Below are 25,050 nucleotides of genomic sequence, written 5' to 3'. Positions count from 1 at the left end.
CGCGGGCCGGGCGGCGGCGCGGGCGGCACCGGCGGTCGGGGTGGCGCGCCGGCGCGACGTCGGCTCATCGACTACCCGCGGTACGGGAGGACCGGCTGGCGGCGCTGGGTGCCGTCCTGGAAGCTCCTCCTCGGCCTGTTCCTCCTGGGCCTGGCGCTGCTCGTCGGGCTGGCCGCGTGGGCGTACGCGACGACGGAGATCCCCGAGCCGGACGAGTTCGCCCAGTCCCAGACGACGACGGTCTACTACGCCGACGGCACCACCGTCCTGGGCACGTTCGGCGAGGCCAACCGCGAGATCATCGCGGGCGACACCATCCCGCAGCACGTCAAGGACGCCGTCGTCGCGGCGGAGGACCGGACGTTCTACGAGAACGCCGGCATCTCCCCGACCGGCATCGCCCGGGCCCTGTGGAACAACCTGCGCGGCAACGCGACGCAGGGCGGCTCGACGATCACCCAGCAGTACGCCGAGCGCTACTACTTCGGCACCACGGTGGACGACTACCGCGGCAAGATCCGCGAGGCGATCCTCGCCGTGAAGCTCGACCAGGCGCAGGACAAGGACCAGATCCTCGAGAACTACCTCAACACGATCTTCCTCGGGCGCGGCTCCTACGGCATCGAGCGCGCGGCGCAGGAGTACTTCGGCGTCCCGGCCGCGGAGCTGGACGTGGCGCAGGCGGCGCTCATCGCCGGGATCATCCCGTCGCCCAACAACTGGGACCCGCGCAACGACCCGGAGCGCGCCGAGCAGCGCTGGAACTACGTGCTCGACGGCATGGTCGAGATCGGGCGGCTGACGCAGGCGGAGCGCGACGCGCTCGTCTTCCCCCAGACGATCGAGTACGTGCAGGACGACCGCCTCGCCGGTCCGCGCGGCTACCTGGTGGACACGGTGCGCCGGGAGATCCTCGAGCGGTCGCCCGTCACGGAGCAGGAGCTCGAGACCCGCGGGTACAAGGTCGTCTCGACCATCGAGGTGCCGATGCAGGAGTCGATCGAGGCGGCGGCGACCTCCCTGCCCGAGGACCGGCCGGCGAACCTCCGCGTGGCGATGGTCACCCTGGACGCGGCGGACGGCGCCATCAAGGCGATGTACGGCGGACCGGACTTCATCACCGTCTCCCGCAACGCCGCCACGCAGGACATCGCGCAGGCGGGCTCGACCTTCAAGCCGTTCACGCTCGTCGCCTACCTCGAGAACGGCGGCTCGCTGCGCTCGCGGTACAACGGCGACAGCCAGATCCCGGTCGAGGGCTTCGCCGAGCCGCCGCAGAACTTCCAGGACCGCGACTTCGGCGAGATCGACGTCATCCGCGCCACCGCGCAGTCGGTCAACACGGTCTACGGCCAGATGAATGCGGAGGTCGGGCCGTCCGCCACCGCGCAGGTGGCGGTGCGCGCGGGGTTGGACGAGAACACGGCCGGCCTCCTCGGCCCGAACTTCGAGGTCGCGGCCAACGTGCTCGGCACCGCCTCGCCCAACCCGATCGACATGGCGGAGGCGTACAACACGTTCGCCGCGCAGGGCATCCACAACGAGCCCTTCATCGTCCGGTCGATGGAGTACCTCGACGGCGGGACCGTCTACCAGGGTGCGTCGCAGAGCGAGCGGGTGTTCGCCGAGGACGTCATGGCGGACACGACCTACGCGCTGCAGCAGGTCGTGGAGCGCGGCTCCGGCGAGCCGGCGCAGGAGATCGGCCGCCCGTCGGCCGGCAAGACCGGCACGTCGACCGACAACCGCTCCGCCTGGTACGTCGGCTTCACGCCGCAGCTGACGACGGCGGTGGCGCTCTACCAGACGTCGGCGGACGGGACCACGGCGGAGCCGATCACGCCCTTCGGCGGCTTCGACGAGATCACCGGCGGCAGCTTCCCCGTGCGGATGTGGACCGAGCACATGACGCGGGCGCTCGAGGGCACCGAGGTCATCCCGTTCCCCGAGCGCGCCGACATCGGTGAGCCGAACGAGCCGCCGATCCTCCCCGTGCCGTCCGTCGTCGGGCTGCCCGAGGCGGAGGCGATCGCCCAGCTCCGCGGCGCCGGCTTCGCGGCGGCGGTGGAGCGTGCGACCGACCCGTCGGTCCCCGAGGGCGTCGTCATCAGCCAGAACCCCAGCGGCGAGGCCGAGCAGGGATCCGCGGTGACGATCGTCGTCTCGGAGGGCACGGGTCTGACGGACGTGCCCAACGTGATCGGGCAGACGGCGGAGCAGGCCCGCTCCGCGCTCACGGCGGCCGGGTTCTCGGTCACCGCGCGCGACGTCGCGGCGCCCGCCCCGCCGGGGCAGGTCGTGGCGCAGAGCCCCGCGGGTGGTCAGGCGGAGCCCGGGAGCACGGTGACGATCGACGTGTCGACCGGCCCGGCGCCTGCGCCGACCCCGACGCCGACACCCGTGCCGACCCCGGCGCCCACGGAACCACCGGTGGCGCCCGCACCGCCCGGCGGGGGGAACGACGGTGCCGGCGAGGGCCGGCTCGAGCCGCCGGGCCTGCCGGTCCCCTAGGGCCGACGGGCGCCCTGCGACGACCTCCGCCCGTCCCGGGCGCGACCCTGCCCTCCACAGGGTCGCGCCCGGGTCCGTGGGCGGCGCCGTGAGCCGGTAGCATGGGCGGCTGCTGCACGGGTGGACGAGGTGCCATCACCACGTCAGGTCCACGGACCGGTCCCGCTGCGGCTGACGCACAACCCTCCTGCCACGGAGAGACCGTGGCCGCTGAGACCACAGGAGGTGGGTTCTCGCATGCGTCGTTACGAGATGATGGTCATCCTCGACCCCGACATCGAGGAGCGGACCGTCGCGCCGTCCCTCGACAAGTACCTCTCGGTCGTGAAGACCGCGGGTGGCACCGTCGACACCGTGGACATCTGGGGTCGGCGTCGCCTGGCCTACGAGATCAACAAGAAGGCCGAGGGCATCTACGCCGTCGTCAACTTCACCGCGACCCCCGAGACGGCTCAGGAGCTGGACCGTCAGCTGGGGCTCAACGAGGCCGTCCTGCGCACGAAGGTCATGCGCCCGGACGCTCGCTGACCCGACGGCCGTCCAAGCCGTCGCACGCCGACACCCAGTAGACCAACCGCGAGGAGCAGGCAATGGCTGGTGACACCGTCATCACGGTGGTCGGGAACCTGACCGGGGACCCCGAGCTCCGCTTCACCCCCTCCGGCGCCGCGGTCGCGAACTTCACGATCGCGTCCACGCCGCGGGCGTTCGACCGCCAGAGCAACGAGTGGAAGGACGGCGACACGCTGTTCATGCGCTGCTCGATCTGGCGCGAGGCGGCGGAGAACGTCGCGGAGTCGCTGACCAAGGGCATGCGCGTCATCGCCCAGGGTCGTCTGGTGCAGCGCTCCTACGAGACCCGCGAGGGCGAGAAGCGCACCGTCGTGGAGCTCCAGGTCGACGAGGTCGGTCCCTCCCTGCGGTACGCCTCGGCCAAGGTCACCCGGGCCCAGCGCTCGGGCGGCGGCGGTGGTGGTGGCGGCTTCGGCGGCGGCAACGGCTACAGCAGCGGCGGTCAGGGGGGTGGCGGCGGGTTCGACAACGACCCGTGGGCCACGTCCGGACCGGCCGCAAGCGGTGGTGGCTCGTTCAACGACGAGCCCCCCTTCTGATCCCTCGGCCACGACCGCACGGTCGGTCGGGCCACGAAGAACCCCGAGGAGCACACGATGGCGAAGCCCGTCGTCCGTAAGCCCAAGAAGAAGACGAACCCCCTCAAGGCGGCGAAGATCGACGTCGTCGACTACAAGGACACCGCGCTGCTGCGGAAGTTCATCTCGGACCGCGGGAAGATCCGCGCGCGCCGTGTGACCGGTGTCTCCGTCCAGGAGCAGCGCGCCATCGCCCGGGCCGTCAAGAACGCCCGTGAGATGGCTCTGCTGCCGTACTCGAGCTCGGCTCGCTGAGAAAGGGGCTGAACTCATGGCGAAGCTCATCCTCACGCACGAGGTGACCGGTCTCGGCGCCCCGGGTGACGTGGTGGAGGTCAAGGACGGGTACGCCCGCAACTACCTCCTGCCGCGTGGCCTGGCCACGGCGTGGAGCAAGGGTGCCCAGAAGCAGATCGACCAGATCCGCAAGGCTCGCAAGAGCCGCGAGATCGCGTCGCTCGACGACGCGAAGGCCGTCCGCGACAGCCTGCAGTCCAAGCCGGTCGTCGTGACCGTCAAGGCCGGCGCGTCCGGCCGGCTGTTCGGCGCGGTCTCCACGACGGACATCGCCGAGGCGATCGCCGCCGCCGGTGGCCCGTCGGTCGACAAGCGCAAGATCGAGGTCGGTCAGCCGATCAAGGCGATCGGCGAGTACCAGGTGCAGGTCCGCCTGCACGAGGACGTCGCCGCGCAGGTCGACGTCCAGGTCGTCCCCTCGGCCTGACGCACCCCACGCCGTGAGCCCGGTCCCCCACGGGGGGCCGGGCTCACGGCGTTCGGAGGGAGAGCGGCCGCGGGCCGGTCACGGGCTGTGTGCCGACGCCGCACTCGTGGCGGGCTGCTTCGGCAGCGGACCCGTGGACAGCCGCACGCCGTCGGGCGTGAGGACCGACAGGGTGCGTCGCAGGGTCGTCACGACGGTCGCCACGACGAGCGACTCGCCGTCGTGCCCGTGCCGCTCCTCGTGCCGACCGAGCGCCACCACGAGCTGCTGCATCGCCGCGTCCACCGCCGCCCGGCGCCCGGACTCCGTGTCCAGCGGGCCGATCTCGTCCATCGCCGCGGCGAGCTCCCGCAGGGCCACCGCCATGGGCGCCCGCAGCTCGCGGGACGTACCGCCGACCGGCGTGTCCTACGGCCGGTCGGCAGAGAGCCCGTAGAGGTCGTCGATGAGGAGGACCGCCCGCTCCAGGGCACGGAACTCCTGGCTGCGCCGTGCGACCACCTCGGGGTGGCGGCGCGCGCGGTGGTTCCCCGCCGCCGCCTCGTCGAACTCCCCGACGACGGCGGCGGCGCGGCTCAGCCTGCGGCGCAGGCCGGCGCGTCCGGGACCGTGCTCCGCGAGCGACGCCTGGCAGTCGTCGTCGTCGAGGTGCTGGGCGACGAACCGCAGGTGGGCGACGACCTCCGTGCGCAGCGCCCGCACCGCGTCGTCGGCGGGCCCGAGGGACAGGGAGGGCAGCGCGGCGTTGACGGCGATGGACACCACGCCGCCGAGCAGGAACAGGCCCGCGTAGGACGCGGCGTAGGAGACCTCGTCGCCCTGACCGACGAGCAGGACGAAGACGGCGGCGAGCGGCACGTACGACCGGCTCTCGCCGAGCCACGGGAGACCGCCCACCAGCACGCCGACTCCGACCAGGATCGCGAGGGTGATGCCGTACGGCCCGAGCAGGTCGTCACCGAGCAGGCCGAGCGCGCCGCCCAGGACGATGGCCAGGAGGCCCCGGACGGACTCGGACGCCGACCGCGACACGGCCGGGTGCATGGTGGCGACCGCCCCGAAGGGCGCGTAGAAGGAGTACTCCGCCGCGTCGGGCACCTGGCGGGCGATGAGCCACGCGATGAGGGCCGCCAGGGCGGTCTTGCCGGCGAGCGCGACGCGGGGGTGGTGGACGAGGCGCAGCGCCCAATGACCCGGGACGCGCCCCGGCGGGCTGGGGGGAGGCATCCGTCCAGTGAAGCAAGATCGGCGCATCCGGCAACCGGAGCGGCGCCGCTGCTGGTCACCGTGTCGCGGGCAGGCCGTGCGGACGCCGAGTGCGGGCGCGGCATGAGGGCCGCAGCGTCAGGCGCCCGTCACCATCCACGCAGCGCCACGGGCTCGCAGGCCGGTCGTCACGGCGCGCGCGAGCATGAAGAGGCCCGCGAACGCGACCCACGACCACGCGAGGCCGGCGGCGCCGTCGTCGGCCCAGGTCCGCACCGCGAGCGCCGCCGGGGTGTAGGCGACCAGGGTCGCCAGGCCCGCGACGGCGAGGTACCGGCCGTCGCCGGCGCCGATGAGGACCCCGTCGAGCACGAACACCCAGCCCGCCACCGGCAGCGTCAGCGCCACGACCCACAGGGCGAGCGCGACGGCGCGGCGCACGGCGTCGTCGTCGGTGAACAGCGGGCCGATCCACCACGCGACCCCCGCCAGGACCAGGCCGAGGAGCGCGCCCGCACCCGTGCCCCACTGGAGCGTGCGGCGCAGGACCGCGCGCGTGCCCGCCACGTCGCCGGCGCCCAGACCACGGCCGACCAGCGCCTGGGCGGCGATGGCGAGCGCGTCCAGGGCGAAGGCGATGAGGCCCCAGACGGCCATGACGACCTGGTGGCCGGCCAGCGAGACGGTGCCGAGGCCGGCGGCGACCCATGCGGCGAGGAGCAGCGCGGCCCGCAGGGAGAGCGTGCGCAGGAGGAGCGGCACGCCGGCGCGGGCCCCGTGCAGGACGCCGGCGCCGGAGGGCAGCAGCCCCACGCGCTCGCGCCGCGCCCCGCGGACGACGACGACGCCCAGCACCGCCGCCATGAGGAGCTGCGTCGCGGCGGTGCCGAGGCCCGACCCCGCCACGCCCATGCCGACGACGAGCACGAGCACCACCGACAGGACCGCGTTGAGGACCGCCCCGCCGACGGCGACCCACAGCGGGGTCCGGGTGTCGAGCATGCCGCGCAGCACGCCGGTCGCCGCGAGCACGACGAGCATCCCCGGCAGCCCCGGCGCGGACCAGCGCAGGTAGGCGACGGCGTGGGGCAGGACGTCGGCCGGTGCGCCCAGGGCGGTGAGCAGCCCGGGCGCGGTGAGGAGGAGCGCGGCGGCGAGCGCCGTGCCGAGGCCGACGGCGATCCACAGGCCGTCCACCCCCAGGCGCAGCGCCCGGGCGCGGTCGCCCGCCCCCAGGGAGCGGGCCACGCTCGCCGTCGTCGTGTACGCGAGGAAGACGCAGAGCCCGACGGCGGTGGTCAGGACCGTCCCGGCGAGCGCGAGGCCGGCCAGCGGAGCCGTGCCGAGGCGGCCGACGACGGCCGAGTCGACGAGGACGAACAGCGGCTCGGCGACGAGCGCGCCGAGGGAGGGCAGCGCCAGGGAGAGGATCTGCCGGTCGACCGGGCGGAGGCGGGCGCGCCACGGCTCGGTGCGCTGCTGCCCCGGTCCGTCCACGTCGCCCGACGGTACGCGCCCGGCCGACCGATGGTCCTCCCACGGGGGCCCGGCGCCTGCCATCCTTCGGGCGGGACGCGCGTGGGCGCGTCGGACGCGGCACGTCGTCGTGCCAGAAGGAGGAGGACGGATGACCCGCCCCGGTGACGCGGACCACCTGACCGCCCAGCGTGCGGACCTGCTGCGCTTCGCCGCGGGCGCCGAGCACCCCGACGGGTTCGGCTACCTCGACGAGGACGGTCGCATCGACCCGGCGCGTCCGGTCGAGCTGTGGATCACGTGCCGGATGACGCACGTGTTCAGCCTCGGTGCGCTCGCGGACGAGCCGCCGGCCGACGGCGGGCCGTCGCGTGCGGAGCTGCTCCGGCTCGCCGCCCACGGGGTGGCCGCGCTGCGCGGCGCGCTGCACGACGACGCCCACGGCGGCTGGTTCGCGGCCGTGCACCCCGACGGGACCGTCGACGACCGCAAGCAGGCGTACGGGCACGCGTTCGTGGTGCTCGCGGCGAGCTCGGCCACGGCCGCGGGGGTCGACGGCGCCGAGGAGCTCCTGGCGGACGCGCTCGCCGTCCACGAGCAGCGGTTCTGGGACGACACCGCGGGCCTCGCCGTCGAGGAGTGGGACGCGGCGTGGACGACGCTCGACACCTACCGCGGCGTCAACGCCAACATGCACACGGTCGAGGCGTACCTCGCCGCGGGCGACGTGACCGGTGAGCAGCTGTGGCACCGGCGGGCGGCGCGGATCGGCGCGCACGTCGTGGGCTGGGCGCGCGCGAACGACTGGCGCATCCCCGAGCACTTCGACGCCGACTGGACGCCCCTGCTGGAGCACCACCGCGACCGCCCGGCCGACCCGTTCCGGCCCTACGGCGCGACCGTCGGCCACGGGCTGGAGTGGGCGCGGCTGCTCGTCGCGGTCGACCGCTCGCTCGGTAACGGCGCCCCGGAGGGGCTCGTCGATGCAGCCGTCGCGCTGACGGAGCGCGCCGTCGCGGACGGCTGGGCCGTGGACGGGGCGGACGGCTTCGTCTACACGACGGACTGGTCCGGGCAGCCGGTGGTGCGTACGCGCATGCACTGGGTCGCGGCGGAGGCCGTGAGCACCGCGTACGTCCTGCACCGGGTCACGGGCGACGAGCGCTGGGCCGACGACGCCGCGTCGTGGTGGGCCTACGTCGACCGGTACCTCGTCGACCACGAGCGCGGGTCGTGGCACCACGAGCTCGACACCGGCAACCGGGTGTCCGGCGAGGTGTGGCCGGGCAAGCCCGACGCGTACCACGCGTACCAGGCGGCGGTGCTGCCGCTGCTGCCGGTCGTGCCCTCGTTCGCGACGGCGCTGCGGCTGCGGCGGTCCAGGGGTGGGACGGACGTGTCCACCCACTGAACGGTTGGCGAGGCAGTTCGGGTCCACAGGCGGTGGCCGACGTCCATGCAGGTCACAGCCTTCTCCCACGAGTCATCCCACTATTTCCACAGGTCTGTCCACCGCCTGTGCACAGACGGCTCCGGCGGGTTCCACAGGGCGGAGCGCGTTGTCCCCAGGCGGGTGCACAGGGCCTTGGTCCCTCCACTTGGAGACGCGCCGACGGGGGGCCTAACGTCACGCGCGGCGACCGGTGACGGGTCCCGCGCAGCACCGAGGACGGTCCGGTCCGGACCGGGTCGTGTCGGTGGGTCGCGGTAGGACGGGGACCGGGAACGGACGCACGGCCGGCGTCCGTCGCGACAGGCGACGGGTGTCCGGGGACGCAGGGAGAGGTGGGCAGCGGTTGAGCATCGACGAGCTCGAGACGAGCCTGGGGGCGCCGGCCCGCGGCGGCTACGACCGGACCCCGCCGCAGGACATCGTGGCCGAGCAGTCCGTGCTCGGCGGCATGATGCTCTCGAAGGACGCGATCGCCGACGTCGTCGAAGAGGTCAAGGGCACCGACTTCTACCGGCCCTCCCACGAGATGGTCTACGACGCGATCCTCGACCTCTACGGGCGCGGTGAGCCGGCGGACGCCGTCACGGTCGCCGCGGAGCTGACCAAGCGGGGCGAGATCGCCCGCGTCGGCGGGGCGCCCTACCTGCACACCCTCATCTCGATGGTGCCCACCGCGGCCAACGCGGGGTACTACGCGCGCATCGTCCGGGAGCGGGCCGTCCTGCGCCGCCTGGTCGAGGCGGGGACCCGCATCGTCCAGCTCGGCTACGCGGCCGACGGCGGCGACGTCGAGGAGCTCGTCAACAACGCCCAGGCGGAGATCTACGCCGTCTCGGAGAACCGCACCAGCGAGGACTACCTCCCGCTCTCGGAGATCATCAACGGGGCGATGGAGGAGATCGAGGCCGCGAGCAACCGCGGCGAGGGCATGACGGGTGTCCCCACCGGCTTCGCGGACCTCGACCGCCTGACGAACGGCCTGCACCCCGGCCAGATGGTCGTCATCGCCGCGAGACCGGCCATGGGCAAGGCGCTTGCCCTCGACACGCCGCTGGCGACGCCGGCGGGTTGGACGACCATGGGCGAGGTCGCGGTGGGCGACCAGCTGCTGGGCGCGGACGGTCGACCGACGACTGTCGTGGGCGCGACCGAGGTGCTGGTGGACCGGCCCTGCTACGAGGTCACCTTCGATGACGGCACGATGATCGTCGCGGACGCCCAGCACCAGTGGTTCACGGAGACCCGCGCCTCTCGGCGAGCCCGCCAGGAGGCCCGGGCGCGCGGCACGGCCCCGAGGGTGCTCCCGGCCGTGCGGACCACCGAGGAGATCGCGGAGACCCTTCGCTGCGCGACGGCGGACCGACGGCTCAACCACAGCGTCCCGACGGCCACTGCACTGGACCTCCCGGAGGCCGAGCTCCTTGTCGACCCCTACGCGCTGGGCGTGTGGCTCGGCGACGGTCACAGTGCCGCGGCGCGCTTCACCTCCGACGACCCCGAGATCGCCATGCGCATCGAGGGCAACGGCCTGCGCTCCGAGAGGCAGCTCGGCAACGACTCGCGCCTCTACTCGATCCGACTCCCCGAGGAGGCCGGGCCCGCACCCAGGGTCTGCGTGGTCTGCGGGAACACGTACGTCAACCCGCGGCAGCAGGTCCGCACCTGCGGCCGAAGCTGCGGGGGGCGCGCCAAGGGGCTGGGCCAGGTGCTCGTCCCGACGTGCCCCGACTGCGGTCGCACCACCAGCGGCCTGGTGCGCTGCCAGGAGTGCCACTGGGCCTTCGGCACCGTGGCGGGTCGGTTGCGGACCCTCGGTGTGCTGGGGAACAAGCACATCCCGACCGCGTACCTGCGGGCGAGCGAGGGGCAGCGGCGAGCGCTGCTCGCGGGCCTTCTGGACACCGACGGCACCGTCAACCCCACCGGGAGTGTCCAGTTCTGCGTCACGGACCACCGGTTGGCCCAGGACGTCCGGGAGCTCGTGCACTCGCTGGGATACCGGACCGGCTGGTCCACCCGGAGCGTCCCTGGCCGCGACGAGGCGCGCAGCACCGCCTACACGATCACGTTCACGACCGATGACGAGGTCTTCGCTCTCGAGCGGAAGAAGCTGGCCCACAAGGAGCGCCGTCGCCCGTCGACGCCCCGGCTCACCTCGCGGTTCATCACGTCGGTGCGTCGGATCCCGAGCGTGCCGGTGCGCTGCGTCGAGGTGGACAACGCAGACCACCTCTACCTTGCGGGGCGCTCCATGGTGCCCACTCACAACTCGACGCTGGGCATCGACATCGTCCGATCCGCGGCGATCAAGCACAACCTCGCGTCGGTCGTGTTCTCCCTCGAGATGAGCCGTAACGAGATCACCATGCGTCTGCTCTCCGCGGAGGGTCGCGTGCCCCTGCAGAACATGCGCAAGGGCACGATGCGCGACGAGGACTGGCAGCGCCTGGCCTCCACGATGGGCAAGGTCTCCCAGGCGCCGCTGTTCATCGACGACTCGCCCAACATGTCGCTCATGGAGATCCGCGCGAAGTGCCGCCGGCTCAAGCAGCGCCACGACCTCAAGCTGGTCGTCATCGACTACCTGCAGCTCATGAGCTCGGGCAAGCGCGTCGAGTCCCGCCAGCAGGAGGTCTCGGAGTTCTCCCGGGCGCTCAAGCTCCTGGCGAAGGAGCTCGAGGTGCCCGTCATCGCCATCTCGCAGCTGAACCGTGGCGCGGAGCAGCGCACCGACAAGCGACCCCAGATGAGCGACCTGCGTGAGTCCGGCGCCATCGAGCAGGACGCGGACGTCATCATCCTGCTGCACCGCGAGGACGCCTACGAGAAGGAGTCGCCGCGCGCCGGCGAGGCCGACATCATCGTCGCGAAGCACCGCAACGGGCCCACCGACAACATCGTCGTCGCGTTCCAGGGCCACTACGCCCGGTTCGTCGACATGGCGCCGGAGGGCATGTAGCAGGGAGGGTGTCCCGTCCGCAGGAGGTCGTCCACGATCTCGTCGGTCACGCCGTCTCGCGGAACCAGCCCGCCGATCCGGCGGGGACCCCGGCGTCCCGGCGTGGCAGGTACTGCTCGTGCAGGAGCCGTGCGGCGAGCTCCGCGCGGCTGAGGACCCCGACCTTGCCGAACACCGACTTGAGGTGCTCCTTCACGGTGTACTCGCTGATCCCGAGGGTACGCGCCACCGACCGGTTGGCCTCGCCCCGCAGGACGGGCCCGACGACGTCCCGCTCCCGGACGGTCAGGCCGTAGGCGGCGCAGAGCACCTCGGCGAGCTCCACGGGCCTGGCGGCCTCGACGATCACCGCACTGCCCGCGCCGTCGATGTGGGAGGCGTGCAGGACGAGCCACCGACCGTCCTCCGTCTGCACGCGGGCGCGAGCCGGCCCAGGGTGCGCGCCGCCCAGCGCCGCGAGCAACGACGTCACGACGGGTGGGATGCGCCCGTCCGGTGCCAGCAGGCGCAGCCACCGATCCGCGACCTCGCTGACCGCGGTGACGCGGCCGTCGGCTCCCATCAGGAGCAGACCCGGTGAGTCCGGCGACCCGTCCGACATCGCGTCGGCCCGCAGGAGCGCGAGGTGCACGCCGTCGGCGAGATCCCCGGCGACCGACCCGAGCAGCGCGACCTCGGCCGCGGTGAACACGGAGCTCCGTCGGTAGGCGTAGACCGACCCCCAGCACAGCCCGTCGCGGACCATCGCGACACGCAGGTCGTCGCGGATCCCGAGTGGTCCGAGCAGCGCCGGGTACCTGGCCGAGCGCTCAGGATGCCCTCCGGTCGTCAGGTCGAGCGATCCGGCGGGCGGCGTGCGCCGCACCAGGTCCACCAGCCGGTTGACGTCTCCGTCGTCGTGCTCCAGGCGCAGGATCTCGCGCTCGCGCTCCGCGTCGAACGGCAGCCCCAGGACGAGGCAGCCGGTGGACAGGAGCGTGGCGGGGTCCACCTGGCCCCACGCGCCGACGTCGTACGGGACGTGCCGACGCAGCAGCGCGTCGCTCCGGCTCCACAGATCTCCCACCGGCAACCCGGCGACGGCGAGCGCCCGCAGACGGCGACGAAGGTCCGCAGGGTTCGGCACGAGATCAGCGTAGGCGCCCCCTCGAAGGAGGGGTCGATCGAGCCGCTGCCAGGCAGCACCGTGGAGGTGGCCGGAGAGACCGGCCACCTCACCGTCAGGAGCAGTCATGTCCAGCCCCACCCTCGGCGCCCGTCCCCTGGCCGACGCCGGCCCGTCCGTCTTGCGCACCCCGCGCGTCGTCGAGATGCTCGGCAACCGTCTCGAGCTCCTCGTCGAGGTCGGGGACTTCCCGCGCGCCTCGCTCGTCCGGTACACCGTCGCCCCGGGGTTCAGCGCGCCGCCGCAGCTCCACCACCACGTCGAGGACGACGTCGTCATGGTCGTGCTCAGGGGCGGCCTCGTCGTCACGGGTGTGACCGGCGACCAGACCGCGCACGCGGGGGACGTCGTGGTGCTCCGGCACGGGACACCGTTCGCGTGGCGCAACGTGAGCAAGGAGGAGGAGGCCGTCTACCTGGCCGTCTACGCCCCAGGGGGCTTCGAGCAGTACTTCCCCGCGCTGCGCGACGCCGCGTCGGCGGCCGGCGGGCTGTCGCCGGACGTCCTCCTCCCGCTGTGGGAGCAGTACGGGATCGCCGTCAGCGGCACGCGATCCGGCGAGGAGTGACGGTCCATCCGGGGAGCGGCCCACGGCCGGCGTCGACGACAGCGGTCTCGACGCCGGCCGACCGGCACGATGACCGGGTGATCCTCCGCAACGTCGTGCCGAACGCCGACGCGGATCTGGCGCGCCGGCTGCTGGTGGTCCAGCACGAGGCGTACGCGAGAGAAGCAGAGCTCATCCAGGACGACCGCATCCCGCCGCTGCACGAGGACCTGGATACCCTGCGGTCCGCTCCGGTGACGTGGGTCGCGGCGTTCGACGACGCGGAGCTCCTCGGAGCGGCATCGCAGCGGTCGCGCTCGGGCTCGTGCTCACCCCGGGACCCAACATGGTCTACCTCGTCTCCCGGTCCGTGACCCAGGGCAGGCGAGCAGGCCTGATCTCCCTGCTCGGCGTCGCCGTCGGCTTCCTCATCTACGTGGTCGCCGCAGCGGCGGGGCTCGCGGCGCTCCTCGCGTCGGTCCCCGTCGCCTACACCGTCCTGAAGGTGGCCGGCGCGGTCTACCTGATGTACCTGGCGTGGTGTGCGGTCCGGCCCGGTGGCCGGTCCGCCTTCGAGGTCCGGGAGCTCCCGGCCGACCCGGACCGCCGGCTCTTCGCCATGGGGCTGCTGACGAACCTGCTCAACCCCAAGATCGCGGTGCTCTACGTCACCCTGCTCCCCCAGTTCATCGACCCGGCGCGAGGTTCGATCGCGCTCCAGAGCCTGCAGCTGGGCCTGGTCCAGATCGCCGTCGCCCTCTCGGTGAACGCCGCGATCGTCCTGGGCGCCGGGGCCCTGGCCGGCTTCCTCTCGCGGCGCCCGACCTGGCTCACCGTCCAGCGCTACCTCATGGGCTCCGTGCTCGGGCTCCTGGCCGTGCGACTGCTCACCGACCGCACCCGACCCGTCCCGGCCTGACGCCCACCGGAGGCGGGCGCAGGGGCCCGGCGTCCCGCCCTGCGTCGCGTGTGCCAGAGTCGCCACATGGCTGACCGCATCTCCCTGCGCCGCCTGGGGCCGGCTGATGCGCACGTCCTCGCGTCCTGGCAGACCGACGCTCTGTTTGCCGCTCACGCTGGATGGCGGTTGACGTCGGACGCGGGTGAGGGGGTGCAGTGGTGGCGCGAGAGCATCCGCAACCCTGATCCCCTGCTGCTCCGACTGGCAGCGGTCGAGTCCGGCGAACTCGTCGGGTACGTGGATCTGTACGGCGAGCAGCGGGAGGAACGAGAGCTCGGCTACGTCATCGGTCCGTCGTCGCGCTGGGGCCACGGGCGCGCGACCGTCGCCGCGATCAGAGCGATCGACCACGGGTTCGAGGAGCTCGGCCTCCGTCGGATCTGGGCCGAGGCGGTCGCAGCGAACCGGGCCTCGGTCCGCGTCCTGGCGAAGGCGGGACTGAACCGCATCGGGCGGGACAGGGCCGAGTCGTTCCTCGGGGTGGAGTCCCACTACGAGCAGTTCGAGGTCCTTCGGTCGGACTGGCGTGCCGGCGGCTGACCACTGCTGAGGCCGGGGACCGTGGCGGGCGTCGGCCCCGCCGACGGGCTACCGTCCCGGGTCGCCGACGGCGGTCTCCACGCCCGCGGACCGTCGGGTGTCCGCGACCCCGTGGACCGTCCCTGTTTCCCAGTCGATCTCCAGGGCCTGGACCGAGCCGTAGATCTCCGGTGAGTCGGGGTTGGTGACCCGCACGTCGTAGCCGCGCCCGCGCAGCTCCTCGGCCAGCCGTGGCGACTCCAGGCGCAGCCGTCCGCCGGTGAGCAGGAACCGCTCCGCCGGGACCGCCTGCTCCAGCTCCTGCCCGTGCAGGGCCCACAGGGTGACGACCTGCGCCGTCGTGTTCGGGATCTGGCCCCCGCCCGGCGTGCCGATGACCAGGACGGGCCGGTCCTGGGCGTCGAGCAGCATCGACGGCGAGCTCCAGGTCACCGAGCGCCGGCCCGGCTCGGGCCGGTTCGCCTCGGTCGCCCCGATGTCCCCGAACCGCTCCAGCTGGTCGTTCATGAAGAACCCGGCGACGTACTGCCCGGACCCCCAGTAGTTGGTGATCGTGTTGGTCATCGACACGGCCGTGCCCTCCGCGTCCACCACGGAGATGTGGGTGGTGTTCGCGGCGCCGTCGTAGGGCACGCGGGCCGACGTCGTCGCGGCGTCGCCCAGACCTGCGGCGATGGCGGCGTTCGCCTGCGGGTCGGTGAGCGTGTCCACCGGGACGTCGACGAACGCCGGGTCGCCGAACCAGGTCTGGACCGACTGCTCCGCGACCTGCCAGGCGCGCGACTGCAGCTCCACGAAGTCCGCCGACGCCGGGTCCACGCCCGCGATGCCGGCGGCCTCGGCGATCTGGACCATCTGGATGATCGCCGCGCCGGGCAGCGCCGGGGCGCCGGACAGCATCGTGTAGTCCCCGACGGGCCCGCGGGCCGGCGCCGAGCGCTGCACGGAGTACGCGGCGAGGGACTCCGCGTCGATGCCCTCCACGCCGCTGAGGGCGGCGACCATCGACCCGGTGTAGAACGCGTCGGGGCCCTCGGACGCGAGCGTCCGCATCGTCGCCGCGAGCTCGGTCTGGACCAGCGGGTCGCCCTCCTGCAGCGGCGTGCCGTCGGCGCGGCGGAAGTGGGGCAGGCCCGCGGTCACGGCGCGGCCCAGCTCCCGGTCGATCGTGCGGGCGAGGTACCCGGACACGGGTCCGCCGGTCTCGGCGATCTCGATCGCCGGCTCGAGCAGCGCAGCCCACTCGAGCGTCCCGTGCTCCTCGTGCAGCTCGGCCATGCCCGCGACGAACCCGGGGATGCCCGTGCCGGTCGGAGGGATGACCCCGGCGGCGTTGACGACCTCCCGGTAGTCGTAGTTCACCGCCTCGCCGTCGCTGACGACGATCGTCGCGCCCCCGCCGCCGATGCCCGACGACGCCGGCTGCATCACCGCGTCCGCGAAGGCTGCGGCGATCGCGGCGTCGACGGCGGTCCCGCCCTGCTCCAGGACCTCCATCCCCGCCCGGGTGGCGAGCGGGTGTCCGGAGCTCACGCCGTACGCGCCCAGCGCCGCCTCGGGGGTCGGCGTCGGCGTCGGCGTGCTCTCGACCGGGGCCGGTGCCTCGGTCGCCGACGGCGTCGCCTGGGGTGTGGGCGTCGAGGTGGTGCACCCCGCCACGAGCAGCACACCCGTGCCGACCGCCCAGCGGCGCAGCCGACCCCGCCGGAGGGCGTGGTGCGCGACGGGAGGGTGCGAACCGGCGGCGTGACGTCGTCGGCGGGGGGTCATCGGCGGGGGCTCCTCGGGGTCGGGGACGGACGGGACGGGACTGACGGGACCGGGTCGACGGGGCCGGGTCGAGGTGGCGACACGCGCTCAGCGGGCGGTGCGCCACCACGACGCGCGCAGCACCCACTCGAGCGGGCCGACGTCGGCGACGCGACGCCACAGCACGGCCAGCACGAGGAAGGTGACGGTCAGCACGGCGCTGACGGCCATGCCCTGCGCGAGGGTGAAGCCGCCGTCGGGCTTGACCGCGGCGAGGACCAGGACATGCAGCACGTACAGGGTCAGCGCGAGCCGGCCGGCGGCGATGAGCGGACCGGTGAACCAGGGGGCCCGCGAGCCGAGGAGGACGCAGGCCGCGACCACCGCGAGGGCGCCGCCGACGCTGCTGACCAGCCACAGCGGCATCTGGCCGTGCGCGGCGCCGGTGAGGAGCCGCGCGTAGCCGACGTCCCCCTCGCGGTCGAGGATGCTCATGGAGAGCAGGCTCAGCGCGAAGCCCAGGACCGCGGCGACGGCGCCCCACACGACCATCCGGTGCAGGACGGCCCGGTCGCGCAGGTCCAGGCGGGACACCCACAGCCCGACCAGGAACGGCACGCACCACGTGACCAGCGGGTACCGCCCGGACAGGACGAGCCCGTGCACCACCTCGGCGACCGGGTTGCCCAGCTCCAGCGGCGGCCCGGTGTGGTGGTCCGCGCCCGCGGTCAGGAGGTGCCCGACGTAGAGGACCGGGCCGACCACGGTCATGACCAGGGCGAGCCCGAGCACGACGGCCCGGGGGGCGCGGTGCACGACCAGGCCGAGGACGAACAGCACGCCGTACACGGGCAGGATCACCGACACGTCGTCGGTCAGGCGCTGGAGGGCGAGCCCGCCGAGCAGGAGGATCGCCGCACGCCAGAGCACCACCCCCCAGGGCGTCCTGACGCCCGGGCGCGGACGGAGCATGAACCCCATGCCGAGCCCGGCGATGACGACGAAGAGGATGGACGCCCGCCCGTACGGCAGGAGGTAGAGGCGGTGCAGGAGGCCCTGGGCCTCGGCCGGTCCGACGTTGACGATGATCATGCCGATGAGCGCCAGGCCCCGGGCCACGTCGACGCCGGTCAGGCGCCGCGTCGGTGGCCGACCCTCGCGTGCGGGTACGTCGACGGCAGGCGCGAACCCGCTGGGCCGTGCCTCGCTCGACGTGTCCGTCGCGTCCGCCATGCGCTCCGTTCCTGCTCCCGGTCGTCCCGGGCCTTGATCGAGCCTAGGCGGAGACGCCCCGTGCGGCCCGTCGAGGGATCGACCGGGGGCGTCGTCCCGGCGCTTTCCGGCGTACCCGGTGGGGTGTCCGGTGCGCCACGGACTGACAGGCCTGCGCCCACGGTCGACGGTGCGGGCTCACCTCCGGTCCGACCTTTCAGCCCGAGGGCCCGCCCGCCGATGGGTCCGTCGCCCCGTCATCCAGGAGAGGCCACCGTGGACGGCATCGCCGCGATCAGCGCGCGCATCGCCGCGATCCAGCAGACGATCGCGACGGTGTCGGCGGCGCGCCCGACGGCGGGCGTCACCCCCGTGTCCCCCGACCGGCCAGGGACGGCCGGGGCGTCGTCGTTCGCGGCCGTGCTGGAGCGGGAGACCGTGGCAGGGACCGCCCGGCCAGGCGCGGGCGGCGCCGTCGCGGACGCCCTGCCGGCGGTGTCCGGACTGACGGCCGAGCAGGTGCGCAACGCCGCGGCGGTCGTCCGCGCGGGGCAGGGGATGGGGCTGTCCCTGCGCGACCAGGTGATCGGCGTCATGACCGCGCTCGGGGAGTCGTCCCTGCGCGTCCTGGACCACGGCGACCGTGCCGGGCCCGACAGCCGCGGCCTCTTCCAGCAGCGCGACAACGGCGCGTGGGGCACGCTCGCGCAGCGGATGGACCCGACCGCCAGCGCCCAGTCGTTCTTCCGCGCGCTCTCCGGCGTCGAGGGCCGCGACGCGATGGCGCCGACGCTCGTCGCCCACCGCGTCCAGCGCAACGCCGACCCCCAGCACTACACCCGCTGGTGGGACCAGGCGGTCGACGTCGTCTCCCGCCTCACCGGCGCACCGGCGACGCAGATCAGGGCCTGATCGACCCACCCCTCTCGAGCTCCCCACGGGCACCGGGTCGGCCAAAGCGGTGGACCGTCCGGCCCCGCGGCGGCAGGCTCGCGGCATGATGACGACGTCCCCGCTGCCCGACGGCCTCGTGCTGCGGACCGCCCGCCCCGCCGACCTCGACCAGATCGGCTCCCTGCTCGCCGACCGGGGCGCGGAGGCCGACGCCCTCGACCACCGGCTCGCCGTCGAGGACCCGGACCTCGGGTGGGAGGCGTGCGCCGTCGTCGTCGACGGCGACCGGGTGGTCTCGACCGCGACGCTCCTGGACGAGACGGTCCGGGTCGGCGGGCGTCTCGGCGGGCGGTCCGGCGGGCACGCGGGCGACGGCGGGGCCGGTCGGGTGGGCGGCGTGGTCCTCCCGGCGGGACAGGTGGAGCTCGTCGCGACCGACCGCGCGTACGAGGGCCGCGGGCTCGTCCGGGCGCTCATGGGCTGGGCGCACGAGCGGTCCGCCGCCCGCGGCCACCTGCTCCAGGTCATGATCGGGATCCCGTACTTCTACCGGCTGTTCGGCTACGAGTACGTGATCGACATGCCCCGCGCCCGCTCGCTCGCGGGCCACCCGACGTCAGGCGGCCCGGCCTCGTCCGGCGCCCCCGTCCCCGCACCGCGCACGAGCCCCGCCCACCCGGCCCTGCGCACGGCGACCGCGGCGGACCTCCCGGCGCTCGCCGCCCTCCAGGACGCGGCCCAGTCCGCGTACGACGTCGTGATGCCGCACCCGCCGGCCCGGCGGCGCTGGCTGCTCGAGCACGACGCCTCCACCACGTGGGTGGTGGAGCGGGGCGGGGTCGTCGTCGGCAGCGTCCGGACCGCCCCGCCCGACGACGGGCGGGTGCTCGTCGCCGAGCCCGCCGCGGCGGACGACGAGGCCGCGGACCTGCTGCTGCGCGCCGTCGTCGGAGGCTTCCCCGGGGCGGCCCCGCACCTCGTGCACCGACCGCTCACGGTGACCGGCCGGGCATGGGAGCCGTCGCTCGCGCCGCCCGACGAGCTGGCCGAGCAGTACTACGTGCGGATCGAGCGGCCGGAGACGCTCCTCGACGCGCTGCGACCGGTCCTCGGCGAGCGGCTCGTCGCCGCCGGGCTGGACCGGCGCGAGGTGCTGCTGTCGACCTTCGGGCGGCACTACCGCATGACCGTCGCCGACGACGGCGCGCTGGGCCCGGTCGTCGTCGGCGGCCCGATGCAGGGGCCGGGCGAGCACGGCGGGGCCGGTGTGGCACCGACCCACCTCGCCGACCTGCTCCTCGGTCCGCTGGGGATGCACGGCCTGGCCCGACGCCGGCCCGACGTCTACCCGGGACCGGACCCCGAGCTCTTCGAGACCCTCTTCCCGCCGATGACGGCGGACCTCCTGACGTACTACCTCCCCTGGTGAGTTCCGCCCCGGGGCGCGGCGCCGGCGGGGCCGGTCAGTAGACGAAGATCGCGAAGAGGTGCGGGTTGTTCGCGTGGACGATCGCCATGAAGACGATGGCGTCGAACAGCAGGTGCACCACGAGCACGAGCGTCAGCGACCGCGTCCGCGTGAAGATCAGACCCTGGAGCAGGGCGAACGGGATGGTCAGCAGCGGGCCCCACTCGCGGTAGCCGAGCTCCCACAGGAACGCCACGAAGATCGCCGTCTGGAGCAGGTTCGCCTGCCACGGCCGGAAGTGCCGCAGCAGCAGGGCGAAGCACGTGCAGATGAAGAACAGCTCGTCCCACGTGCCGACGCCGTTCACGCCGACGAAGAACCGGCCCAGCTCGCTCGGCGAGGTGATGTCCGGCCAGTTCCGGTACGCGCCCGAGCTGATGAAGTAGTACGGCAGGATCGCCCAGCCCAGCAGGGGCACCGCGAGGATGTACGCCTTCTCGCGCCGCGGCCAGCGCTGCCCCGTCCGCCACGGGAACCGGATCGCCCGGCGCCGGTAGACGAACCGGTCGACGAGGAACGGCACGAGCACCGCGAGGGTCAGCGCCGTGCCGATCGCGAAGAACCGCGGCCAGGAGACGTCGGCCTCCATGGACGTGGTGCTGACGATCGCGATGCCCAGGCCGATGAGCAGCAGGTCCTTGGCGAGCGGCCGGTCGACGAGCCACGCGGCGGCCAGGCTGAGGACGAGCACGACGTAGCCGAGCGGCCGGACGTGCACACCGAAGAGCAGCACGGCGGACGCGGAGACGCCCGCGGCGGGCGCGAGCTTCCACGAGAGCGCGGGTGGGGCCTCGGTGGCGGGGAGCGTCATCGCGGGCACCGGAACAGGATGCCCTGACGGGGGCGATCGCGGAACTGCGCTTCCGACGACGCCGCGGGTCCGGCCAGGACGCAGCGGAGCCCCGCGCCGGACTCGAGGTCCGGACGCGGGGCTCCGTGGTGCGACGACGACGACGGCGCGCCGTCGGTCAGGGCGTCAGCGCCTCAGCGGCGCCGTCCCCGTCGGACGTCCCGGCGTCGTGGCGCCGGCGTCGGTGCGGTCGCCCGCCGTCGGCCCACCGGGACCGAAGCGGCCCCCGGGACCGGCCGGCTCGCCCGGCCCGCCGGGACCGAACGGCCCCCCCGGGCCGAACGGCCCGCCGGGACCGAACCGACCGCCCTTGCCCCACGGGGGTCCGGACGGCGCCGGCTCCTCCGAGCCGCCGTCGACGACGCCCAGGGTGACCCGGTCGAGCAGCACCTCGTCGCCGGCGGGGACCGAGTCGCCGAGGTCCAGGCCGTAGCCGTGGACCGCGGTCAGGGTCAGGCCGTTGTCCGGCGCACCCGCGGGCTGGTCCGCGGAGCGCTCGAAGTCGGCGAACGGGATGCTGATCTGCTGCCACCCCGCCTCGTCGTCGACGAACGTCGCCTCGAAGCGCTCGGCCGTGTCCGGCGCCTGCTCGACCTTGATGTAGTCGATGAGGTACGACGCCGGGAGCTCCAGGTCGTCGGCGATGGTGCCGCCGAAGTTGCCCCCGATCGCCAGGTTCGCGATGAGGAAGAACGGGTGCTCGAACACCCACTCCGAGCCCGCGGGCAGGTCGGCCGGCGTCACCTGGTGGAACCGCTCGCCGTCCATGAACCAGGTGATCCTGTTGGGCTCCCACTCGACCGTGAAGGTGTGGAAGTCGTCCGCGAAGGACGTGCCCTCCGGCAGGTAGACCCGGCCGTCGATCGACTGGCCGCCGGAGTACCCGGGTCCGTGGATCGTGCCGAACGCCTCGTTCGGCTGACCGTTGTCGCCCTCGACGTGCTCCATGATGTCGATCTCGCCGGTCTGCGGCCATCCGACGTCGAGGAAGTCGTTCCCGAGCGTCCAGAACGCGGGCCACAGGCCCTCGCCGCCGGGGACCTTGACCCGGGCCTCGATGCGACCGTGCAGGAACTCCTGCTTGTCCATCGTCGAGATGCGCGCCGAGGTGTAGCCGCAGGGCACGTTGCTCGAGGAGCACCACAGGGACTCGTCGGTGTTCTCGCGCAGCTGGATCTCGAGGTTGCCCTCGCCGTCCTGCCACACGTTCTCCGAGCCAGGCGTGTAGAACTGCGACTCCTGGTTGCCCCAGCCCCAGCCGCCGGTCTCGTTGGACCACGACGTCGGGTCCACCGGCGTGCCGGCGGGGGCGTCGAAGTCGTCGAAGTAGACGCGCTCGGTCCAGCCGTCGGGGCCGGGGTCCGGGGCGTCGTCGTCGCGGAGGGTGAGGGTGACCGGCTCGCCGCTGCCCGTGCCGCGGTACCAGAAGGTCAGGCCCTTGCCGTCCGACCAGTCCTGCGACTGGGCGAAGTCCCGGCGCACGGTGGCACCCGGCTCCTCCACGGTGATGCGGGCGACGCCCTCGTCGGTCGCCTGGCCCCGGTAGGCCAGGGCGTCGCCGGCGGTGACGCGGATCGTGTCGAGGGCCGAGCCCTCGGCGCGCCACAGGCCCGCCTCGTCCTCGAAGTCCTCGATCAGTGCGGGGTCGCGGGCGTCGTCGTCCTCGATGGTGATGCTCGCGAACCGCGCGAACGGGCTGAGCTCACCCGGGCCGGTCACGCCCGAGAGCGCCACCTGGACCGTCTTGTCGAGCTCGGCCTTGTCGTCGTCGGGCAGCTCGACGGAGAAGGTCTTCTCCGTCTCGCCGGGGGCGAAGGTGAGCGTGCCGCTCGTGGCGACGTAGTCGCGGCCGAGCGCGGCGGGGACGTCCTCGGTCCGCGTGCGGTCCGTGGTGTCCAGCGTGGCGTAGTCGACCGTGACGGTCTCCTCCGCCGCGCGGCCGAGCGTGACGGTGACCGTCTGGGGTGCGCCCTCCGCGGCCTGGTAGACGCCGCGGTCGAAGCCGACGAGCAGCGGCACGTCGGCGAGGCTCGCGCCCCACCGGGTGAAGCGGTCGACGAGGTACTGCTGCTCCCCGTCGGTCTGGGCGACGCCGATCGCGTAGCCGTGCACCTCGTCCAGCGTGAAGCCGTCGTTCGGGGCGCCGTTGCCGATGTCCTTGCGCGTGAAGTCGGCCCACTCGAGCTCGACGAACGTCCAGCCGGGGTCGGCGTCCGTGAACGACGCGCTGTAGCGCTCGGCGTCGTCGCGGGTCGAGCCGGGCGACCGGTTCTCGATGACGTCGACGTAGACGGTGTCGCCCGTGCCCTGGCCCAGCAGCCAGAAGTTCACGCCCTGCGAGCCGCTCCAGTCCTGCGGCGTCCAGACGCCGTCGGCCGAGAACGCGTGGGAGATGCCCGCCCACGTGCCGTGCGGGACGTCGAGCGTGAGGCCGAGGGCGCTGTTGCCGTCCTCGGCGCCCGGCCGGGCGGCCGTGCGCTCGTCGGTGACGACCTCGGCGGTGACGGACCCGCCGTTGCCGGAGTAGGTCTGGAAGCCCAGGCCGAGGCCGTTCGCGTCCGTGCCGGAGGGCAGGCCGCCGTCGTACTCGAACTCGTCGACGACGGTCTCGGGGACCGTGAGCGAGACGTCCTCGAGGTACCAGGTGCGCTCGGTCGGGACGGCGGTCGCGCCGATCGCCCAGCCGTGGACGGCCGTCAGGTTGAGGCCGTCGTTGGGGGCCCCGTTGCCGATCTCCTTGCGCGTGAAGGTGCTGAACGGCAGCTCGACGTACGTCCAGCCGACCGTGTCGTCGGTGAAGACGACGCTGTGCCGCTCGGCGTCGTCCGTGGTGGCACCCGGGTTGCGGTTGTCCAGCAGGTCCACGAAGAGCGACGTGCCGCTGTTGGTGCCGTAGAACCAGAAGGACAGGCCGTCGAAGCGGCTCCAGTCCTGCGGGGTCCAGGCGCCGCCCGGCTCACCCAGCTTCTGGGTGACGCCGGCGAACGACGGCGCCTTCATCGTCAGACGCAGCGCGGTGTCGCCCGCGTCGCTGCCCGGCGCGGGGGCCGGCGGCACCTCGGCCGCGGCGGAGACCGTCGCGGTCGGGTCGGCGAAGAACTCGTACCCGCCGGTCACGCCGTCCGGGGTGACGGGCAGCGGCCCGGCCGTGTCGAAGCCCTCGACCAGGCGCGTGTTGTCCCAGACCGGCTGGGCCTCGGCGGCGTCGTCGTCGCGGATCGTGAGGGTGTGGGTCGCGGTGCCGAGGGTGGCGCCGGCCCCGGTGGGGTTCGCCAGGGTGAGCGTCAGCGTCTCGTTGCCCTCGACGGCGGTGTCCTGCGCGGTCATGACCTGGACGGACGCCGTGGTGCTGCCCGCGGGGATCGTCAGCGTGCCGCCGGCGGCGGTGTAGTCCTCGCCGGCCGTGGCGGTGCCGTCGGCGGTGGTCCAGTCGACCGTCACGTCCTCGGTCGCGGCGACCGTGAGGCGCACCTCGACCGTGGCGGTGCCGCCCTCGGTGACGCCGCTCGTCGCCGCGGCGAACCGGACGGTGGGGGCGACGTCGGCGCCGGCGTACCAGGCGACGTCGTCGACCTTCCAGGTCACCGGGCCGGTCGTGGAGACCACCGGGAAGATGAAGCCGGGGAGCGCCGTGGTGGTGAGCACGCGGTCGGCGGACGCCTCGTTGAAGTCGGTGGCGTAGGTGTAGGCCGCGAACGGGATCTGGACGAGCTGCCAGCCGGTCCAGCTGTCGGTCAGCGGGTAGTCGAAGCGCTCGCCGTCGGTGCCGTCGATGAGCTCGGACTGGAAGACGGCGCCGCTGTTGGTGCCGTGCATCCAGAACTGGAGGCCGTCGAACGCCGACGCGTCCTGCGGGGACGCGAAGTTCTGGCCCCAGCCGGCGAACCCGGCGGGGACGTCGGCGCCGACGGACAGGACCGTCGTGGGCTCCGTCTGCCCGGGGCGGGCGAGGGCGTCGCCGGGGGCGACGGTCTCCAGGCCGTAGCCCGCGCCGCCGCCGTTGCCGCCGTACGCGTAGAACCCGGCGCCGGTCAGCTGCTCGTTCGTGAGCCCCTCGAAGTCCGCGAGGACGGACACCGTCGCCGCGGCGGCCGGTGCGGAGAGGGCCATGGACAGTCCTGTGACGGGGACGAGTCCCGCCGCGATCCACCTTCGTCGTGCCACGTGTCTCCACCTTTGGAGTC

The 25,050-nt window shown here is 73.6% G+C and carries 21 protein-coding genes; 13 read left to right on the top strand and 8 right to left on the bottom strand.

Features of this window, described 5'->3' with window-relative positions; translation table 11 throughout:
- The 5 genes from N866_RS00935 to rplI all read left to right on the top strand — a co-directional run.
- A partial coding sequence (locus tag N866_RS00935; RefSeq protein WP_034221377.1) for a transglycosylase domain-containing protein occupies positions 1 to 2,511 on the top strand: 2,511 nt, incomplete at its 5' end.
- Positions 2,512 to 2,748: 237 nt separating this feature from the next.
- Positions 2,749 to 3,039 carry a 30S ribosomal protein S6 gene (gene rpsF / locus N866_RS00930; RefSeq protein ID WP_034221343.1) on the top strand — a complete coding sequence of 97 codons (291 nt, stop codon included), beginning with the start codon at positions 2,749 to 2,751 and terminating at the stop codon, positions 3,037 to 3,039.
- Between the two features lie 62 nt (positions 3,040 to 3,101).
- Entirely contained in the window at positions 3,102 to 3,623 is a 522-nt protein-coding gene (locus tag N866_RS00925) for a single-stranded DNA-binding protein (protein WP_034221341.1), read from the top strand.
- Positions 3,624 to 3,680: 57 nt separating this feature from the next.
- Positions 3,681 to 3,917 (top strand): 30S ribosomal protein S18, encoded by a 237-nt coding sequence (rpsR, locus tag N866_RS00920; RefSeq protein WP_034221340.1) that lies wholly within the window; start codon positions 3,681 to 3,683, stop codon positions 3,915 to 3,917.
- A gap of 16 nt (positions 3,918 to 3,933) precedes the next feature.
- Entirely contained in the window at positions 3,934 to 4,386 is a 453-nt protein-coding gene (gene rplI, locus N866_RS00915) for a 50S ribosomal protein L9 (protein WP_034221338.1), read from the top strand.
- A gap of 78 nt (positions 4,387 to 4,464) precedes the next feature.
- Here rplI and N866_RS00910 read toward each other — a convergent pair whose 3' ends face one another.
- The 3 genes from N866_RS00910 to N866_RS00900 all read right to left on the bottom strand — a co-directional run bounded on the left by N866_RS00910 (position 4,465) and on the right by N866_RS00900 (position 7,089).
- Positions 4,465 to 4,752 carry a hypothetical protein gene (locus N866_RS00910; protein WP_034221336.1) on the bottom strand — a complete coding sequence of 96 codons (288 nt, stop codon included), beginning with the start codon at positions 4,750 to 4,752 and terminating at the stop codon, positions 4,465 to 4,467.
- Between the two features lie 42 nt (positions 4,753 to 4,794).
- Positions 4,795 to 5,613, bottom strand: coding sequence for an aromatic acid exporter family protein (locus N866_RS19595; protein WP_052022202.1), 819 nt, complete (start codon positions 5,611 to 5,613; stop codon positions 4,795 to 4,797).
- Positions 5,614 to 5,730: 117 nt separating this feature from the next.
- Positions 5,731 to 7,089 carry an MATE family efflux transporter gene (locus N866_RS00900; protein ID WP_034221334.1) on the bottom strand — a complete coding sequence of 453 codons (1,359 nt, stop codon included), beginning with the start codon at positions 7,087 to 7,089 and terminating at the stop codon, positions 5,731 to 5,733.
- Positions 7,090 to 7,219: 130 nt separating this feature from the next.
- On the opposite strand from N866_RS00900, the gene N866_RS00895 reads away from it, so the two are divergent.
- On the top strand, positions 7,220 to 8,479 hold the full coding sequence (locus N866_RS00895; RefSeq protein WP_034221332.1) for an AGE family epimerase/isomerase: 1,260 nt from the start codon (positions 7,220 to 7,222) through the stop codon (positions 8,477 to 8,479).
- 385 nt (positions 8,480 to 8,864) lie between these two features.
- Positions 8,865 to 11,480, top strand: coding sequence for a replicative DNA helicase (gene dnaB, locus N866_RS00890; protein ID WP_034221330.1), 2,616 nt, complete (start codon positions 8,865 to 8,867; stop codon positions 11,478 to 11,480).
- Positions 11,481 to 11,526: 46 nt separating this feature from the next.
- Here dnaB and N866_RS20745 read toward each other — a convergent pair whose 3' ends face one another.
- Positions 11,527 to 12,606, bottom strand: a complete 1,080-nt coding sequence (locus N866_RS20745; RefSeq protein ID WP_034221327.1) for a LuxR C-terminal-related transcriptional regulator — start codon at positions 12,604 to 12,606, stop codon at positions 11,527 to 11,529.
- 106 nt (positions 12,607 to 12,712) lie between these two features.
- Between N866_RS20745 and N866_RS00880 the strand changes: the two genes are divergently transcribed.
- The 4 genes from N866_RS00880 (at position 12,713) to N866_RS00865 (ending at position 14,693) form a co-directional block, all read left to right on the top strand.
- Positions 12,713 to 13,213 carry a cupin domain-containing protein gene (locus N866_RS00880; RefSeq protein ID WP_034221324.1) on the top strand — a complete coding sequence of 167 codons (501 nt, stop codon included), beginning with the start codon at positions 12,713 to 12,715 and terminating at the stop codon, positions 13,211 to 13,213.
- Between the two features lie 77 nt (positions 13,214 to 13,290).
- Entirely contained in the window at positions 13,291 to 13,566 is a 276-nt protein-coding gene (locus tag N866_RS20200) for a hypothetical protein (protein WP_081802197.1), read from the top strand.
- Positions 13,518 to 14,111 carry a LysE family translocator gene (locus N866_RS00870; RefSeq protein WP_245612312.1) on the top strand — a complete coding sequence of 198 codons (594 nt, stop codon included), beginning with the start codon at positions 13,518 to 13,520 and terminating at the stop codon, positions 14,109 to 14,111. The genes N866_RS20200 and N866_RS00870 overlap by 49 nt, the downstream gene beginning before the upstream one ends.
- A gap of 66 nt (positions 14,112 to 14,177) precedes the next feature.
- A complete protein-coding gene (locus N866_RS00865; protein ID WP_081802195.1) occupies positions 14,178 to 14,693 on the top strand; it encodes a GNAT family N-acetyltransferase in 516 nt (171 codons plus the stop codon).
- A 48-nt stretch (positions 14,694 to 14,741) separates the two neighbouring features.
- On the opposite strand, the gene N866_RS00860 is transcribed toward N866_RS00865, so the two are convergent.
- Positions 14,742 to 16,463: a gamma-glutamyltransferase gene (locus tag N866_RS00860; protein ID WP_034221321.1), complete on the bottom strand. Its 1,722-nt coding sequence runs from the start codon at positions 16,461 to 16,463 to the stop codon at positions 14,742 to 14,744.
- 87 nt (positions 16,464 to 16,550) lie between these two features.
- A complete protein-coding gene (locus N866_RS00855) occupies positions 16,551 to 17,675 on the bottom strand; it encodes a DUF418 domain-containing protein (protein ID WP_081802194.1) in 1,125 nt (374 codons plus the stop codon).
- A 255-nt stretch (positions 17,676 to 17,930) separates the two neighbouring features.
- Here N866_RS00855 and N866_RS19590 point away from each other — a divergent pair, with 255 nt between their 5' ends.
- Positions 17,931 to 18,566, top strand: coding sequence for a hypothetical protein (locus N866_RS19590; RefSeq protein ID WP_052022199.1), 636 nt, complete (start codon positions 17,931 to 17,933; stop codon positions 18,564 to 18,566).
- A gap of 85 nt (positions 18,567 to 18,651) precedes the next feature.
- The gene (locus tag N866_RS00845; RefSeq protein ID WP_034221318.1) at positions 18,652 to 19,977 is read left to right on the top strand and encodes a GNAT family N-acetyltransferase; all 1,326 of its coding nucleotides are present in this window, start codon (positions 18,652 to 18,654) and stop codon (positions 19,975 to 19,977) included.
- A gap of 34 nt (positions 19,978 to 20,011) precedes the next feature.
- Here the strand turns inward: N866_RS00845 and N866_RS00840 are convergent, their stop codons facing one another.
- Complete coding sequence (locus tag N866_RS00840; RefSeq protein ID WP_034221315.1) at positions 20,012 to 20,827, bottom strand: CPBP family glutamic-type intramembrane protease; 816 nt, start codon at positions 20,825 to 20,827, stop codon at positions 20,012 to 20,014.
- A gap of 165 nt (positions 20,828 to 20,992) precedes the next feature.
- A complete protein-coding gene (locus tag N866_RS19585) occupies positions 20,993 to 24,976 on the bottom strand; it encodes a carbohydrate binding domain-containing protein (protein WP_052022198.1) in 3,984 nt (1,327 codons plus the stop codon).
- Between the last annotated feature and the right edge of the window lie 74 nt (positions 24,977 to 25,050).

The sequence above is a fragment of the Actinotalea ferrariae CF5-4 genome, from assembly GCF_000603945.1.
Lineage (GTDB): Bacteria > Actinomycetota > Actinomycetes > Actinomycetales > Cellulomonadaceae > Actinotalea > Actinotalea ferrariae.
Note: the sequence above shows the minus strand (reverse complement) of the source record. Positions and strands in the feature narration are given on the sequence as shown.